The organism is Acinetobacter sp. C13 (genome assembly GCF_016809775.1).
GTDB classification, from domain to species: Bacteria; Pseudomonadota; Gammaproteobacteria; order Pseudomonadales; family Moraxellaceae; genus Acinetobacter; species Acinetobacter pittii.
Genome location: NZ_JAFBJL010000004.1, coordinates 120,897 through 137,113, shown reverse-complemented (window position 1 = coordinate 137,113; position 16,217 = coordinate 120,897). Strand labels below are relative to the sequence as shown.

Below are 16,217 nucleotides of genomic sequence, written 5' to 3'. Positions count from 1 at the left end.
TCACAGACGAGAATCGAAGCTAAGGCTAAATGTAGCCGGTAACAGATGACTCAGACCACAAATATTTTGAGATCTGGGAAATGATCCGTCATGTTCGATGTTCGTTCAGAACCTTTAAGTTTGTGCGATATGTTTGTGTGGGTCACTATTAGGTGTCACACCCATGAAACGTATGTTGATTAATGCAACTCACGCAGAAGAAGTCCGCGTTGCACTTATCACTGGTAATCGTCTTTACGATTTTGATTTAGAGAATCGTACCCGAGAACAGAAAAAATCCAATATCTATAAAGGCCATGTAACCCGCGTAGAACCCTCTTTAGAAGCTGTTTTTGTTGAATACGGCGCAGGCCGTCAAGGCTTCTTGTCTATGCGCGAAATTGCTAACAGTTATTTCCAAGCAGACCCACGACAAACTTCAAACATTCGTGAACTTATCACTGAAGGTACTGAATTACTTGTTCAAGTCGAAAAAGAAGAACGTGGCAATAAAGGTGCAGCCCTTTCTACATTTATTTCACTTGCAGGACGTTATTTGGTTCTTATGCCAAACAACCCGAAAGGTGGCGGTATTAGTCGTCAAATTTCAGGTTCTGTACGTGAAGAGTTAAAAGAAATTCTAGCTTCTTTAAATTTACCGCGTGGTATGAGCGTTATTGTACGTACCGCTGGTATTGGCCGTACCCAAGAAGAATTACAGTTAGACTTACAGCATTTGCTTGACCTTTGGGCACAAATCCAAGGCACAGCGAGCTCTGGTCCTTCTCCAATGCTGGTTCATCAAGAAGCTGGTGTTGTTACTCGTGCTATCCGCGATTATTTACGTGATGATGTTGCAGAAATTTTAATTGATAGCGAACAGGCTTATAACGAAGCTTATAACTTTGTTAAAGCAGTGATGCCTCGTCAATTAGACAAACTTAAAACTTATACTTTAAACGAGCCATTGTTTGCTCATTTTGGTATTGAAAGTCAAATTCAAACTGCTTATGAACGTGAAGTAAAACTTCCTTCTGGCGGTTCAATTGTGATTGACCAGACCGAAGCTTTAGTTTCAATCGATATTAACTCTGCAAAATCGACTCGTGGACATGACGTTGAAGAAACTGCGCTGAATACTAACTTAGAAGCAGCAGAAGAAATTGCTCGCCAACTTCGTCTTCGTGACATTGGTGGTTTAGTTGTAATCGACTTCATCGATATGACTAAAGAGCGCAACCAACGTATGGTTGAAGCAAAACTTCGTGAAGCAACACAAAGCGATCGCGCACGTATTCAGTTTGGCCAACTTTCTCGTTTTGGCTTAATGGAAATGAGCCGTCAACGCTTACGTCCATCTCTTGAAGAAGCAACAGGTTATGTGTGCCCACGCTGTCATGGTACAGGCATGGTTCGTGACTTACGCTCACTTTCGCTTTCAATTATGCGTAAAGTAGAAGAGATCGCGCTTCGTGAACGTCATGGTGAAGTACAAGTAGAAGTGCCTGTTGAAATTGCAGCATTCTTACTCAATGAAAAACGTCATAGTCTTGTTTATTTAGAACAAACTTCTAGTGTTCGTGTGACTGTTTTACCTCACCCACACTTAGAAACCCCTCACTACGAAATTCAGTACAATCCAGATGGATTTGCACCATCTAGCTACGAACGTACTGAAGCAACTCGTTCAAGTGAAAAAGAGTTAGGTTATGAATCTTCTGAATGGCATTTAGAAGAAGCCGATCATGGCCATACTCATGCTGCCCCTGCTGCCAATAACGCAGCTAATCAAAAGAAAGCAAATCAAGCGGCTCAACCTGCTGCTCAGGCAAGCGCTCAAAAATCAGCAAGTCCTTGTGCATGGTTAGAAAACCTTTTTGTTCAAAAACAAGCTCAAACAGTTGATCAATCTCGCTCAGCACAAAATGCTGCTGCTGCAATTGAACAAATGGTGAATACAGGTGCTGTTAGCCGTGGGCAGTTTGGACAAGTTGTAGCACCGGCTGTTGCTGAAGTTACTTCTACTCCATCTAACAATGCTTATATTTCTCAATCTCCTGTTAAGCAGGAAGCACGTGAGAATGTTGAAAAAGACGATAAAGTACAACAGCAGCGTCCAAACAACAAAAAACGTAAGCACAAAGAGCAACGTGAACAACATCAGCACCACCACAATCAAGAACCACAGCAACAACAGGTTCATGAAGAGGTTGTACAGTTATCACGCCAAGAGCAACGTGAATTAAAACGTCAACAAAAGCGTCAACAACAAGATCAGCCGCATGCGCAACATCAAAATGATGGGCAACAAGCTGAACATGCTGTACCACGTCGTGATCGTAATAATCAACAACGTCCAAACCGCCCGAATCGCCACCGCGATCCAAGCGTATTAAATGAAAATCAAAATACGCCAGCACCAGCAGTTGTTGATGAAAAACAAATTAAGGTTGATTTGATTGATGCTCCACAGCATGAAGTCATGAATACAGCCTTAGTCATCAATGTTGATCAAGCACAAAGCGAAATTATTGCTTTAACGCCTGAGCAACCTGTTGAACGCACTGAAAAAGCACCTGTTGTTGAAGCTACTCAAGAATCAGCTCCAGCACCAGTTGTGGCAGTGGAAGAGACGGTAACTCCTGAAGCAGAAGCTCCTCAACCAAAGGCTGAGAAAACTCAACCGCAAGTTCAACGTGCAAGTAATGATCCTCGTATGCGTCGCCGTGAACAACGCAATGCAAAACGTGCTAAAGCTGCTGCACCATCAATTGCCCCATCGCAAATTCCAACGTTGGCGCAATATACAATTGGTAGCTTGATCCGTCATGTTTACGGTGAAGACTGCACAGTATTGATTGAACAGTTTGGTTTAGTTCCAACATTCAATCGTGCATTGCAGAAGTTTGCAGAGCAATACGCAAGTACGCTAGTAACTGAAGTAGCTGCTGAAGCTGAAGACAAAAAGCCTGTTACTCGTGATGCCGAGCTTCCAAGCAATAAGCCTTCACAAGAAGCAGAACCTGCGCCGGTACTTCCGTTGACGCCACCAAAAGAAGCGACACCACGTGTTGCTAATGATCCGCGTGAACGCCGTCGTTTAGCGAAACTTGCAGCTGAACAAGCTTTTGAGCAAGTTAAACAACAACATTCTGCACCAGAAGAAGCTGCCCCTGTAGCTGAGACTGTAGAAGAAGCCGTTGTTACTCCTACTGCTGAAACACAAGCACCTGTTGAATCAAAACAACAACCGCTTGAGCTTGATCAGGAAACTGAAGTAGCAGCTAATGTAGAAGAGACACCAGCTGAACCTGCAGTAGAAGCTCCGGTTGCAAAACAGCCAAAAGCAGCTGCAAAAGCCAAAGCAGCTACAGAACAAGCTGTAGAGCCAACTGAAGCTCCTGCCGAGAGTGAATCGGAAGATTCTAAAGCTGATAAGGACAAACCAAGTCGTCCTCGTCGCCCTCGCGGCCGTCCACCAAAGAAAGCAAATCCTGTAGCTGAGTAAATCATTTGCTCAATTGCAGCTAATTTAAACAAACCTAGTCATTTCGATGACTAGGTTTTTTTTGTTATTTTTAACCAATTAGGTTGATTGCACTAGAAGAAAAGTTTTAAAAGCATGGTGAACCATGAAAAATACTGTACTTTTGCCAACGCAACCTTTTTTGGATTGATCGAAAAATAAATAGGATTGATATGAGCCAGACAACACAGACCGATATCATTACGCTTGGGGATGTTGCCACTAGACTTCCTAGCTTCATTCCCAAAGTACCCCATATCCTGAATGGTCTTAAACAGGCTTATTTAAGAACAGCAAATACACCAACTGGATTAGGTGTAGCTTTTGAGAAAGCTGTTAAGCGAAATCCGAAAGGTATTGCTTTATTATTTGAAGATCAAAGTTACTCATACGAAGCTTTAAATGAATGGGCTAACCAGATTTCTCACTATTATTTATCTCTCGGCGCACGTAAAGGTGATGTGATTGCCGTAATGGTTGAGAACCGTTCTGAGCTTATTGCCACTATTGTGGGCTTAGCTAAAATTGGGGTAACGATTGCACTTGTAAATACATCTCAAGTCGGTAAAGTTCTCGCTCATAGTATCAATCTTGTAAAACCAATTGCAGTCATTGCGGGCGAAGAAGTTCGTGCTGCAATTGATGAAATTCGTCAAGACTTAAACGTTCCGAAAGACCGTTTTCACTGGTTTGCAGATCAGGCTACTCGTCAAGATGCAGGAACAGCACCTCAAGGTTATGCCAATCTTGCAATAGAAATTGATCAATTCCCGAAATTCAATCCATCAACCACACATTCCGTTCATGGAAATGATGGCCTGTTTTATATTTATACTTCGGGTACAACGGGCTTACCAAAAGCAGTTATTTTTAAACATAGCCGCTGGACACTTGCCTACGGCACTTACGGCCACATTTTAAACCTTGGCCCAAATGATGTGATGTATGTCACTTTGCCGCTGTACCATGCAACAGGCGTAGTTGTTTGCTGGTGTGGAGTGATTGCAGGAAGCTCTACCCTTGCCATTCGACGTAAATATTCGACCAGTGCATTCTGGAAAGATGTTCAGAAGTTTAATGCGTCTGCAATCGGTTATGTAGGTGAACTTTGCCGTTACTTGATGGATGCTCCAACTACAGAGCTTGACCGTGCTCACCGTGTAACCAAAATGATTGGTAACGGCATGCGTCCGAACATCTGGGATAAATTCAAACAGCGTTTTGGTGTACAAGAAGTTCTAGAGCTTTATGCTTCAAGTGAAGGCAATGTCGGCTTTAGTAATATTTTCAACTTTGACAACACTGTAGGCTTCTCCCCTACGCCATACGCAATTATTGAATTTGATAAAGAGAAAAACGAACCGATACGCGATAAAAATGGCTGGTGCAAAAAAGTTAAAGCAGGTGAAGTCGGTTTATTGGTAGGTAAAATTACCAGTCGCTCTCCATTTGATGGCTATACTGACCCAGAAAAGAACAAATCTGTGATTATGCAAGATGTCTTTAAAAAAGGTGACTCATATTTCAACACAGGTGATCTTGTTCGTAATATTGGTTTCCGTCACGCTCAGTTTGTTGACCGCTTAGGTGATACCTTCCGCTGGAAAGGCGAAAATGTATCTACCACCGAAGTTGAAAACATGGTGTGTGAATATGACAAGATCGCTGAAGCTGTGGTTTATGGTGTAGAAATTCCAAATACCAATGGTCGTGCAGGTATGGCAGCAATCACACTTGCTGATGGTGCCGAGTTAAATGACACTGACTTAACAGAAATGGTGACTGTATTTAAAAAATGCTTACCTGCTTATGCGGTACCAGTGTTTTTACGTATACAAGCTAAAGTTGAAACCACAGGTACTTTTAAGTACCAAAAGAATAAATTGAAGGAAGATGCGTTTAATCCAAGCAAAACTTCTGAACGTTTACTCGCTTTATTGCCTGGTGCAAGCAGTTACTGTGACATCACAACTGAAATTTTTGACAACATTCAGGCATATAAATACCGTTTTTAGTTCATTTTTTAGCTAAACAAGAGGAAATCGTGCTTTTTATAGGCAATCATGCAAATGTTTTTAAATTTCCTCTTGTGTTAGTTGAATAACTTGCTAAAATACGCGACATCAAAACAAAGGTGGTGTTAGAAAACTTTTAGTTATCTTGCACTTCACATTCAAATGATATTTGAATGTTTGTTCAGGGTCGTTAGCTCAGTTGGTAGAGCAGCGGACTTTTAATCCGTTGGTCCCGCGTTCGAGTCGCGGACGACCCACCACTTATCTGTTTTGAACCTATTTGGGTCGTTAGCTCAGTTGGTAGAGCAGCGGACTTTTAATCCGTTGGTCCCGCGTTCGAGTCGCGGACGACCCACCAAATTCTAAAAAGCCTCTCACTGCGAGAGGCTTTTTTTATTGTTATCTTATTTTAGTTTTATGACTAAAAGATGACGATGCACTTCTTATATAGAACATCCCTAGTCCATTCCATAAAGATTTCCAAACGTTTAGGAATATAACTTCTATTCGGATATAAAATATTAAGTGGAAGTGATTGAGCGGTATAGGCACTTAGTACTTCAACTAAAGTTGCCTGCTCGATTTTATCCTGAACATCGTAGTATGGAAGTTGAATAATTCCCAAGCCTGCAATAGCCGCTGCAATATAGGCTTCCGTATTATTTACGCTTAAAGCACTATCCATCATCACAGCTCCATCTTGATATGAAAATACACCCTGTTTTTCTCCTACTGCTCCCGCATAGTTAATGAGTTTGTGTTGAGATAGATCTTCTAATTGTTCAGGAATACCGTACTGTTCTAAATAGTCAGCACTTGCACAGTTCACCATAATCAAGTTACCAACGAACTTCGCAATTAAACTACTATTATCTAGCTGCCCCACCCGAACAACACAATCGATTCCTTTCTCGATTAAGTCAGTGATGTCATCAGAGCTATGAAGTTGTAAATGGATATCTGGATAGCGGCTATAAAAATCGGGCAGTTCAGGAATAATCACTTGATGCACGATTCGGCTGGGCATTGAAATTTTTAGCGTGCCACGATAATGCTGCTTTTGTGCCTGTATAAGCTGTTCGAGCTGTTCATAATCAAATAATAGATTTTGACACTCAGGTAATATTCGTTGTCCATCTTGGGTAAGGCTTACTTTACGCGTAGTACGATGAAATAAGCGTACTCCATAGTGAGTTTCTAGCTGTTGAATTGCGCTCGTCACTGTCGAACGAGGCAAATCAAGCTGATTCGCCACTTCACTAAAGCTTTGTCGTTTAGCGACTTCTGTAAAAATAAAAAATTGCTGCAACCGATCCATTTAATTGTTCGTATTTTTTGAATAGTTAAACCAAACTAGCATAATTGATCAAAAATTACCGCCAATCTAGACTAAAAACACATTAAAACAAGTCAGCATAGGAACAACCATCATGACAACTCATACTCTTAAAGATAAAGTTGTATTGATTACAGGCGGTGCAAAAAACTTAGGTGGACTGATTAGCCGTAAATTTGCAGAACAAGGCGCCAAAATCGCGATTCACTACAATAGCGCTGAAACTCAAGCAGATGCTAAACAGACGCTCGCAGATGTAAGAGCATTCGGTGTAGATGCCGTTTTAATTCAGGCAGACCTAACGGATATTGATAATATCGAAAAGCTATTCTTAGACACTAAGCAGCATTTTGGCGGAATTGATATTGCCATTAATACAGTTGGAAAGGTTTTAAAGAAATCTTTTTTAGATACCACCGAACAAGAGTTTGATAGTATGAGCGATATCAACTCAAAAATTGCCTATTTCTTTATTCAATCGGCAGGTCGTCATTTAAATGACGGCGGCAAGATTTGTTCAATCGTTACTTCTCTTCTTGCAGCTTACACTGGGCTCTATTCAACCTATGAAGGTTTAAAAGCTCCTGTTGAACACTACACCCGTGCTGCATCAAAAGAATTTGGTGATCGTCAGATTTCTGTGACTGCTGTTGCACCCGGACCAATGGATACACCTTTCTTTTATGGCCAGGAGTCTGCCGAAGCAGTGGCTTACCATAAATCAGCTTCAGCTTTAGGTGGACTCACCAAAATTGAAGATATCGAACCTTTAGTTCGCTTTCTGGTAACCGAAGGTTGGTGGATTACCGGTCAAACAATTTTTGCAAATGGTGGCTACACCACTCGCTAAAATCAAAAAAGCCGCATCTCATAGTGCGGCTTTTTAATTTACTTCTTTACAAGAACTCTTCTAGTACCGAATTTAAGAAAATATGCCCCTGCTCTGTACAAGCCAAACGAGAACTATCCTCTACCAGTAGCTTTCTAGCTCGAAGTGAAGTGAGTACCTCATTTAAATGATCTAAGCTTAAGCCTGTACGCTGTTCATATAATTCAGCTTTTACCCCGTCATTTAGACGTAAAGCATTCATCATAAATTCAAAAGGTAACTCTTCTACTTCAATCTTTTTCATTTGCAAATGTTCGGCTGGAACCTTAGCCAAATAGTCTTTTGGCAAACGAGTTTTTTGGAAACGGTACACCCCATCAGGTTGTGTGACTTTGCCATGTGCACCTGCACCAATCGCAAGGTAATCACCAAATTCCCAATAATTTAAATTATGGGCTGAAGGTTGTTCTTTACGCCAAGCCGACACTTCATAATTTATAAAACCATTGGCTTTTAAATATGCTTCGCCTTGCTCTTGAATATCTTCTAGCACTTCATCTTGAGGTAAGACGGGTTGAGTACGGAAGAATACGGTGTTTGGCTCAATAGTCAGTTGATACCAACTGATATGTGTCGCGCCATGCTCTACAGCCATCTTTAAATCATAAAGCGCTTGTTCTAGCGTTTGCTCAGGTAGGCCATGCATTAAATCGACATTAACTCGCTTAAAGCCTGCTTGTCGTGCCTGCTCAATTGCATCCATAGCATTGTTGGCTGAATGAATACGCCCCAGTTTTTGCAAGTGCTCTGTATTAAAAGTCTGCACACCAATCGATAAACGATTAATACCTGCGTCTAAATAGCCTGCAAACGGATCATGTTCTAGTGTTCCAGGATTTGCCTCTAGGGTGATTTCACAGCCATCTTCGAATTTGAGTAATGACTTAAGCTGTTCAAACAGCCACGCATAGCCTTTAGCAGAAATAAGTGAAGGCGTTCCACCACCAATAAATACACTATGAATTGAACGTCCCTGAGCCATCTCAACTTGAGTTTCAAAGTCGGCCACCAACGCTTTTAAATAGGTTTGCTCAAGTTCTGCCGAAAGCGCTCCATCTGGTACGGCATGCGAGTTAAAGTCACAATATGGACATTTACGCACGCACCAAGGCATATGGATATATAAAGATAAAGGAACAGAAGCAGGATTTAATACGGCCAAGGAGCAGGTCCAATTTACACAATATTTCTATTTTAACATGACTGCATCAATGGGCTTATGAAAACATACCTTAATTGCTTTAGACTGTTTTTAAACATACTTAAATATTGATAAAAATGATGAAATTCTCTAGTCAACTTTTCCTGATCTTACCTCTAGCTATGGGAATCGGTGTTGCCATGGCTTTTCAAACTGCAATCAATGCTCAACTGCGCGAGCAACTACACTCACCGTTGCAGGCAGCTTTATTATCATTTTTCATAGGTACTATTGTTTTAGCCGTTATGGTTTTTTTCCAAAGTGCCGAAAAGCCCTCTTTAAGTGAAATATCAAATATTCCATGGCTTCTTTGGACAGGAGGATTCCTTGGGGTTTATGCAATTAGCATGAGCATTTATACTGCACCTAAACTTGGTTTTTTAACCTTTACAGGGCTAGTCGTTTTTGGGCAATTGCTCATTTCAATGTTGCTTGACCATTTTGGTTGGTTAGGTACAGAAAAGACACCTGTTACATGGCAACGGTTTCTGGGTGGCGTGATCATCTTTGTCGGTGTATTACTCACTTTGCAACGTTAGCTTCATTTTTATATTTAAAAAGAGTACCTTTTGTGTCGAATGTCACATCTTTTCGGTCTGAATTAAAACAACTCTTCCACTTAATGCTACCGATTTTAATTACCCAGTTTGCTCAAGCGGGATTTGGGTTAATTGACACTATTATGGCTGGGCATTTATCTGCAACCGATTTAGCAGCAATTGCGGTAGGTGTGGGCTTATGGATCCCAGTCATGCTCCTGTTCAGTGGCATTATGATTGCAACTACACCTTTGGTCGCTGAAGCAAAGGGCGCAAGAAATACAGAACAAATTCCTGTCATTGTTCGTCAATCCTTATGGGTCGCCATCATTTTAGGCGTAATGGCTATGCTCATTTTGCAGCTTATGCCGTTTTTCTTACATGTGTTTGGCGTACCAGAAAGCTTACAGCCTAAAGCAAGTTTATTTTTACATGCGATTGGTTTAGGCATGCCAGCTGTGACCATGTACGCAGCCCTACGCGGTTATTCTGAGGCTTTAGGCCATCCACGTCCTGTAACGGTCATTAGCTTACTGGCCTTAGTGGTTTTGATTCCTCTTAATATGATTTTTATGCATGGATTAGGGCCAATACCTGCATTAGGTAGCGCAGGCTGTGGTTTTGCAACCTCCATTTTACAGTGGCTCATGCTAATTACTTTAGCTGGCTATATTTATAAAGCTTCGGCTTACCGTAACACGTCTATTTTTAGCAGATTCGATAAAATTAACCTGACTTGGGTTAAAAGAATTTTACAGCTTGGCTTACCAATCGGTTTAGCCGTGTTCTTTGAAGTCAGTATTTTTAGTACTGGCGCATTGGTGCTTAGCCCACTAGGTGAAGTGTTTATTGCAGCACATCAAGTCGCAATTTCAGTCACCTCTGTGCTGTTTATGATTCCGCTTTCACTCGCGATTGCCTTAACTATTCGTGTGGGAACCTATTATGGTGAAAAGAACTGGGCTTCGATGTACCAAGTCCAAAAGATTGGTCTAAGCACGGCAATATTTTTTGCCTTATTGACCATGTCTTTTATTGCTCTAGGTCGTGAACAAATTGTCTCGGTTTATACTCAAGATATAGATGTGGTTCCTGTTGCCATGTATTTACTCTGGTTTGCAATGGGTTATCAGTTGATGGATGCATTACAAGTCAGTGCCGCAGGCTGTTTAAGAGGGATGCAAGATACGCAAGCACCGATGTGGATTACGCTTATGGCATATTGGGTGATTGCGTTCCCTATCGGACTTTATTTAGCACGTTATACCCATTGGGGTGTAGCTGGTGTTTGGCTAGGTTTGATTATTGGTTTAAGTATTGCCTGTGTTTTATTGCTCTCACGGCTTTATTTAAATACCAAACGTTTAAGTCAAACTTAATAAAAAAGCCGATGAAACATCGGCTCTTTTTATTTTATGCAGACTTTGCCCGCGGGCTTGCTCCAATTTGCCAGACAAAGGGCAAATCGGTCCGGTTAACTTCCCAATCTCCAATCACCTTTTCTTTATAGATGAGCGGATTATGTGAAGAGACCGTTCGTGCATTACGCCAGAAACGGTCGAGTTGTTTGACCTGACTACTTGCTGACGCGCCCAAAGCATTAAATAATTGGCTGGTTAAATCGAGTACCAAATTAGAAATCACCACCTGTCCTTGCGCCGACTCAAGCTCTGCATCTACGTTAAACTGATGTTCTTTCACCTCTAACTCACTAAAGTGACTTTCATAAGCCTTTTGTAATGCTTCAGCTGTTTTAATCGTAATTGCCAGACTTGCATAGGCTTGAGCAGAGGCTTTACCTACCACCTGTAAAATTTGTGGATCGTGACGAACAAGGTCACCATTACCATGACTAAAAATACGCTTTCGCTCTCGTATTTCTTGACTAAAAGTTTCTACTGCCGCATGCGCAATCCCTGTTAAGGTTGCAAGGTGGACAACCTGATAAAAAGCAGTTTGATATTTAAAACGTTGGTCAAATGGAATAAGGTGCGAAGCCGGCAAGTGAACCTGATGTACTTTTAAAGTACCGCTACCCGTCGTCTTTTGACCAAAGCCATCCCAATCATCAATCACACTCACGCCTGTTTCATGGCGATAAATAGCAGCAATCACATGGCGGTCATTTACTTCATCGTAAGCAAATAAATCGATCCAGTCTGCAAAGATACTTCCGGTTGAATAGTACTTTTCACCATTCACTACCAAGTTGCCCGAAGCATCTTTGGTTACTCGTGTAATGACATCACCGATTTGCACATTTCCAACTTCGGTCCATGCATTCCCGACTAAATCACCCTGCACAAAACGCTGAAACCAGACCTCTTGTGAGTGCTCTTTATGCGCAACCAAACGGTCTTCAACAAAAGCGAAGTGTCCACGCAACGCTTGCACAATATTCGAGTCTGCTTGTGCTAACTCTGCTAAAAGCTGGAAAAGTTGCGGTAATGACACCCCATCTCCACCATACTTAACGGGTACACGTACCGCACCTAATTTGAGTTCTTTTAACCACTGAATCGGTTCAAAAGGCAATATTCGTTCTTTCTCCCGTTGAATTGCACCTTGGGCAATTTTTTCAAAAACTGGACGAAATCTACTTGCTACCTTTTCATAATCGGCGCCTACCGATAGCTCTTCTAATTCAATTTGGGTAATTGTCATCTTTATTCTCCTAATCTTATTTTTTATTCACTTTAGCTCCATGCATGACGAGGTGGATGGATGCCATTGAGGTAGTAATTACCGACAATGTGATATTTCCAACGCACGGGATCATGCAAGGTGTGAGTGCGAGCATTACGCCAATGGCGGTCAAGATTAAGCTCTGACAAGGTCGATCGTGTTCCAGACAACTCAAAAAGCTTATTCGCTGCTAAAATCGCAACTTCTGTAGTGAGTACTTTTGCTTCAGCAACTAATAATGTCGCTTGGTTTACATGCTCTTCTGTCGTGTCGGCAATCGCTTGATCAATCGCATCTCCTGCTAAATCTAATACTGCTTCTGCTGCACGAAGTTTTATTTTTAAATCACCAATGTTTGCAATCGTATAGGGATCATCACTCGCTTTTTCTAAACCTGAATCGACCCATGCACGGCTATGATTTTTGACATAGTGGATTGTTTCTTCAATTGCGCCACGTGCAATACCAGCATCAACAGCAGCTTGAATAAATTGTGAAATTGCTCCCGCTGGTGTTGGTCGCTCGAAAGCCTGATAAATCGGAATTAGATATTCTTCACGTACTGGAACTTGATTAAGTTCAACGGTTCCACTGGCCGTGGTTCGTTGCCCAAAACCAGACCAGTCATTAATAATATTAACCCCTGAAGTTTCCCGAGGAACTAGCGCTGCGTAAGGCTGTCCCTGTTCATTTACAGCGACAATTGGAACCCAATGCGCAAGCAATGCACCAGTTGCAAAAAACTTCTTGCCATTAATTTCATAACCGTGCTCGGTCTTTCGTAATGTGGTAGTGAGGTCAGCCACCGTTTTGCTATGCTTTTCTGAAAAGGCATTGCCAAAACGAATCCCCCTCAACACTAAGTTAAAGAAGAACTGTTGTTGTTCAGGTTTCGCATCTAATCTTAAATGCTCAATAAAAGCTAAGTGATTTTGAGGAAGCTGTGCAAGAGATGGATCAACACTCGCAATTGTTTTGATGACCTCAGCCAAGGTTCGATATTTAACTTGGGCACCACCAAATTGCTTGGGAACCGTAATGGCCCATAAGCCACTTTGTGAAAACTGTTGAATTTCATTTAGAGGTAAACGGCGCTCTCTGTCTCGCTCAGATGCTTCTTGTGCAAATTCTTGAGCAAGTTGTTTGGCAAGCTCAATTGCTTCTTCATCAGAACGAATAATATGCGCATCTTTTGACTGCTCAAACACAGATAAAGGAACCGCCTGAGACCGCCCATGGGCCGAACTTAAACTTGTCATAACTTTTGTTATCTCTATTTTTATTTAACCTGTCATTTACATTACCACCAAAAAAATAGAGACTATATAGATATTAAAGCTTTGTTTATGAAATGGATTTTCACAAGCTTTTCATATTTTTTACTATAAAAATAACATTTTGTTTTTCGAAAAATTTCTTACATGAGATAAACAATTTCATATAGGCTTTTTAAGCTTTGTCACCTATGATCAAAACTAGGCAATATTATGTTGTAGTCAATGAGGTATCGAAGATATGGCAAAGAATGCAAGTTCACCCGGCAAACGATTTATGAAACTTGCAGGAATGACCGCGAGCATTGCAACGAAAACCGTTTCTAACTCGATTCGAAACTTGACCGCAGATGAAGAGCAAAAGCTGGCTTCAAAAACCAAGTTATTTCAGGATATTGGTTTGCAAATTGCCGACACCTTAGGTGAAATGAAAGGTGCCGTCATGAAGGTCGGCCAAATTGCATCTCAATATAAAGATATTTTCCCACCCGAAGTCGCTAAAGCAATTTCAAAGTTACAACGCCAAGCTCCAGCCATGCCTTTTGCTGCCATTCAGCAACAAGTTGAACGTGAGCTTGGAAAACCGCTCAATGTTGCCTTTAAATCTTTTGATCAAGAACCTTTTGCAGCTGCTTCAATTGGCCAAGTTCACAAAGCTACCTTACCTAGTGGCGAACAAGTTGTAGTGAAAGTGCAATATCCAGGTGTTGATGAGGCCTGTGAAAGTGACTTAAAACAAGTGCGTTTAGCCCTTCGTTTAATGGGTGTACTTAAAATTGATAAAAAGCTACAAGATCAGCTTTTTACAGAAATTCAGGATAGTCTTTCAGCAGAACTTAACTATGAAATCGAGGCTCAAAACCTTGAAGTTTTTAAAATCTTTCATAGCCAGTTAGATGACAAAATTATCATCCCTACTGTTTATAAAGATTATTCTTCAAGACGTATTTTAACCTTGAGCCTTGAACAAGGTGACAGCATTGAAACAGCCAGCGCTTGGCCTATCGAAATTCGAAATACGATTGGACGTCGTTTGATTCGTGCTTTAGGTCAGGAAATGTTCTTTCTAAAACGTTTTCACTGCGACCCTCACCCAGGTAACTTTGCTTTTCGCCAAGATGGTAGTGTCATTATTTATGACTATGGCAGTGTTAAAACGCTTTCAAATGAAATCGTGCAGCACTTTAAACGCTTAGTAAATGCAGCTCGCCATGAAAATATCGATTTGATCGAAACAGAATTATTTGAACTACATTCACTTGCTGAAAAAGGCAAATTCCCGAGTGATCTATATAAACTCTGGATTGAAGTATTATTACGCCCGCTTACTACCACTTATGATTTTGCAGAGAATTCATCACATCATGATGGCATGTTACTCGTGAAAAAATCTTTGAAGTATTGGGATGTCTTTAAACCATCACCAGATACTTTAATGGTCAACAGAACCATTTCAGGACATTACTGGAACCTAATTCACTTAAAAGTTCATGACAATCTAAACGATCTATTTGAAGAGCTTGTACCGCCTTCTAACTAACTTAATTTACTGATCAATGTAGCCTTTTAGAGGTTACATTGACTTTATAAACGTTATGTTATAACATTTCTTTAATCAAAAATAATTTAGGACAATCTCTCATGCGTAAAGATATTCATCCTGCTTATCAACAAGTGTTATTTCATGACACCAATGCAGACGTTTACTTCTTAATTGGTAGTACTCTTCAGTCTAAACAAACCAAAGAATATCAAGGGAAAGTTTATCCTTATGTAACTCTTGATATTTCAAGTGCCTCACACCCTTTCTACACAGGTGAAGTACGTCAAGCAAGTAACGAAGGCCGTGTAGCAAGCTTTAATAAACGCTTCGCTCGCTTTAATCGTAAGAGTTAATCTTGCGTTAAGATTTGACCAATACACTTAAATCATTGGAAGCCTAAGACTATCTCCTCCACTTAGGCTTCTTTTTTTATGTATGTTTTTCGGTCTTTTCTAAACTGTGTATAAAAGAAAACTTATCCACAAGTTGTCTAAAAACTCTTCTGATTTTTTTCAATAACTCCTCAATTTTTATAATTGCCAAGCTTTCAAAGCATGTATTCAATGCTATGCTTAAGCCCCATTTGATAGGAAGTTTAAGATTATGGCACAAGAGTTACTTGCCCAATTACAAGCAGGCACAGCAAAATTTTCAGACGTTTTAGCTCATATTGAAGCACGTTACCAACATACTCCAACGGCTTTTCAAAATGGTGCACAGCATAACGCTGCTACTGAAAATCAAGGCAGTGCAAAAGTTTTCTCTTTTGCCAAGTTACAAGGTTTAGACCAAGCACAAACTTTAAGTTTATTTGCAGAACACTACGCATCTGTATTGGCTACACCAGAAGGAACTGATCATCAAAATATTCGTCAGTTTATGCAAAATGGTTGGGATGGTGTGAAGTTTGAAGGTCAGGCTTTAACTGAAAAAGCTTAATCATTTTTTAGCATAGCCTCAAATTATGAGATTTTCTAAAGCCTATTAATAGGCAATGCCTCACTTTTGAGGCAAAAGTGACAAAACCCTTTGTCCCGCTGATGCTACATCCATGTAGCACAGCGAAACGACGGCATCCATGCCGTCTGTCACGATAGTGAATGCCTTATTTTTCTTAATTATTTTATTAGCCCCTTACATTTGATACGCGATAACGTCATTCGCAGCCTGCGTGGTGTCAATAAAAGATCGTTTTTGCAAAGCATAAGATAAATGGATTCAGTGAACAGG

General features: G+C 40.8%; 12 protein-coding genes and 2 tRNA genes. 10 read left to right on the top strand and 4 right to left on the bottom strand.

What is annotated here, in order from left to right; translation table 11 throughout:
- Positions 1-163 precede the first annotated feature (163 nt).
- The 4 genes from JGE69_RS12850 to JGE69_RS12835 all read left to right on the top strand — a co-directional run bounded on the left by JGE69_RS12850 (position 164) and on the right by JGE69_RS12835 (position 5,878).
- Positions 164-3,487 (top strand): Rne/Rng family ribonuclease, encoded by a 3,324-nt coding sequence (locus JGE69_RS12850; protein WP_199113713.1) that lies wholly within the window; start codon positions 164-166, stop codon positions 3,485-3,487.
- Between the two features lie 191 nt (positions 3,488-3,678).
- Entirely contained in the window at positions 3,679-5,520 is a 1,842-nt protein-coding gene (locus tag JGE69_RS12845) for a long-chain-acyl-CoA synthetase (RefSeq protein WP_199113714.1), read from the top strand.
- A 184-nt stretch (positions 5,521-5,704) separates the two neighbouring features.
- Positions 5,705-5,780: transfer RNA gene (locus JGE69_RS12840), tRNA-Lys, on the top strand.
- A 22-nt stretch (positions 5,781-5,802) separates the two neighbouring features.
- Positions 5,803-5,878 (top strand) — tRNA-Lys (locus JGE69_RS12835).
- 63 nt (positions 5,879-5,941) lie between these two features.
- Here JGE69_RS12835 and JGE69_RS12830 read toward each other — a convergent pair.
- Positions 5,942-6,838, bottom strand: coding sequence for a LysR family transcriptional regulator (locus JGE69_RS12830; RefSeq protein ID WP_199113715.1), 897 nt, complete (start codon positions 6,836-6,838; stop codon positions 5,942-5,944).
- A gap of 112 nt (positions 6,839-6,950) precedes the next feature.
- Here JGE69_RS12830 and JGE69_RS12825 point away from each other — a divergent pair, with 112 nt between their 5' ends.
- Complete coding sequence (locus JGE69_RS12825) at positions 6,951-7,706, top strand: SDR family oxidoreductase (RefSeq protein WP_199113716.1); 756 nt, start codon at positions 6,951-6,953, stop codon at positions 7,704-7,706.
- A 46-nt stretch (positions 7,707-7,752) separates the two neighbouring features.
- Here JGE69_RS12825 and hemW read toward each other — a convergent pair whose 3' ends face one another.
- Positions 7,753-8,907 (bottom strand): radical SAM family heme chaperone HemW, encoded by a 1,155-nt coding sequence (gene hemW / locus JGE69_RS12820; protein ID WP_199113717.1) that lies wholly within the window; start codon positions 8,905-8,907, stop codon positions 7,753-7,755.
- A 116-nt stretch (positions 8,908-9,023) separates the two neighbouring features.
- On the opposite strand from hemW, the gene JGE69_RS12815 reads away from it, so the two are divergent.
- On the top strand, positions 9,024-9,485 hold the full coding sequence (locus JGE69_RS12815; RefSeq protein ID WP_005065993.1) for a DMT family transporter: 462 nt from the start codon (positions 9,024-9,026) through the stop codon (positions 9,483-9,485).
- A 32-nt stretch (positions 9,486-9,517) separates the two neighbouring features.
- Positions 9,518-10,864 carry a multidrug efflux MATE transporter AbeM gene (gene abeM / locus JGE69_RS12810; protein WP_017385674.1) on the top strand — a complete coding sequence of 449 codons (1,347 nt, stop codon included), beginning with the start codon at positions 9,518-9,520 and terminating at the stop codon, positions 10,862-10,864.
- 34 nt (positions 10,865-10,898) lie between these two features.
- On the opposite strand, the gene JGE69_RS12805 is transcribed toward abeM, so the two are convergent.
- Both JGE69_RS12805 and JGE69_RS12800 read right to left on the bottom strand, forming a co-directional pair.
- Positions 10,899-12,149, bottom strand: a complete 1,251-nt coding sequence (locus JGE69_RS12805; protein WP_199113718.1) for an acyl-CoA dehydrogenase family protein — start codon at positions 12,147-12,149, stop codon at positions 10,899-10,901.
- Between the two features lie 32 nt (positions 12,150-12,181).
- A complete protein-coding gene (locus JGE69_RS12800) occupies positions 12,182-13,429 on the bottom strand; it encodes an SfnB family sulfur acquisition oxidoreductase (RefSeq protein WP_017398760.1) in 1,248 nt (415 codons plus the stop codon).
- A 256-nt stretch (positions 13,430-13,685) separates the two neighbouring features.
- Here JGE69_RS12800 and JGE69_RS12795 point away from each other — a divergent pair, with 256 nt between their 5' ends.
- The 3 genes from JGE69_RS12795 to JGE69_RS12785 all read left to right on the top strand — a co-directional run bounded on the left by JGE69_RS12795 (position 13,686) and on the right by JGE69_RS12785 (position 15,926).
- Positions 13,686-14,984 carry an ABC1 kinase family protein gene (locus JGE69_RS12795; RefSeq protein ID WP_199113720.1) on the top strand — a complete coding sequence of 433 codons (1,299 nt, stop codon included), beginning with the start codon at positions 13,686-13,688 and terminating at the stop codon, positions 14,982-14,984.
- A 101-nt stretch (positions 14,985-15,085) separates the two neighbouring features.
- Positions 15,086-15,340 carry a type B 50S ribosomal protein L31 gene (locus tag JGE69_RS12790; RefSeq protein ID WP_002114896.1) on the top strand — a complete coding sequence of 85 codons (255 nt, stop codon included), beginning with the start codon at positions 15,086-15,088 and terminating at the stop codon, positions 15,338-15,340.
- Between the two features lie 250 nt (positions 15,341-15,590).
- Positions 15,591-15,926, top strand: a complete 336-nt coding sequence (locus tag JGE69_RS12785) for a HopJ type III effector protein (protein ID WP_057077264.1) — start codon at positions 15,591-15,593, stop codon at positions 15,924-15,926.
- Positions 15,927-16,217: the final 291 nt, after the last annotated feature.

Bases quoted from the DNA above. Each gene is read 5' to 3' on its own strand.
- JGE69_RS12845 (WP_199113714.1), top strand. From the start codon at position 3,679: ATGAGCCAGACAACACAGACCGATATCATTACGCTTGGGGATGTTGCC.
- JGE69_RS12850 (WP_199113713.1), top strand. From the start codon at position 164: ATGAAACGTATGTTGATTAATGCAACTCACGCAGAAGAAGTCCGCGTT.
- JGE69_RS12795 (WP_199113720.1), top strand. From the start codon at position 13,686: ATGGCAAAGAATGCAAGTTCACCCGGCAAACGATTTATGAAACTTGCA.
- JGE69_RS12790 (WP_002114896.1), top strand. From the start codon at position 15,086: ATGCGTAAAGATATTCATCCTGCTTATCAACAAGTGTTATTTCATGAC.
- JGE69_RS12815 (WP_005065993.1), top strand. From the start codon at position 9,024: ATGATGAAATTCTCTAGTCAACTTTTCCTGATCTTACCTCTAGCTATG.
- JGE69_RS12800 (WP_017398760.1), bottom strand. From the start codon at position 13,429: ATGACAAGTTTAAGTTCGGCCCATGGGCGGTCTCAGGCGGTTCCTTTA.
- JGE69_RS12830 (WP_199113715.1), bottom strand. From the start codon at position 6,838: ATGGATCGGTTGCAGCAATTTTTTATTTTTACAGAAGTCGCTAAACGA.
- JGE69_RS12785 (WP_057077264.1), top strand. From the start codon at position 15,591: ATGGCACAAGAGTTACTTGCCCAATTACAAGCAGGCACAGCAAAATTT.
- JGE69_RS12825 (WP_199113716.1), top strand. From the start codon at position 6,951: ATGACAACTCATACTCTTAAAGATAAAGTTGTATTGATTACAGGCGGT.
- JGE69_RS12805 (WP_199113718.1), bottom strand. From the start codon at position 12,149: ATGACAATTACCCAAATTGAATTAGAAGAGCTATCGGTAGGCGCCGAT.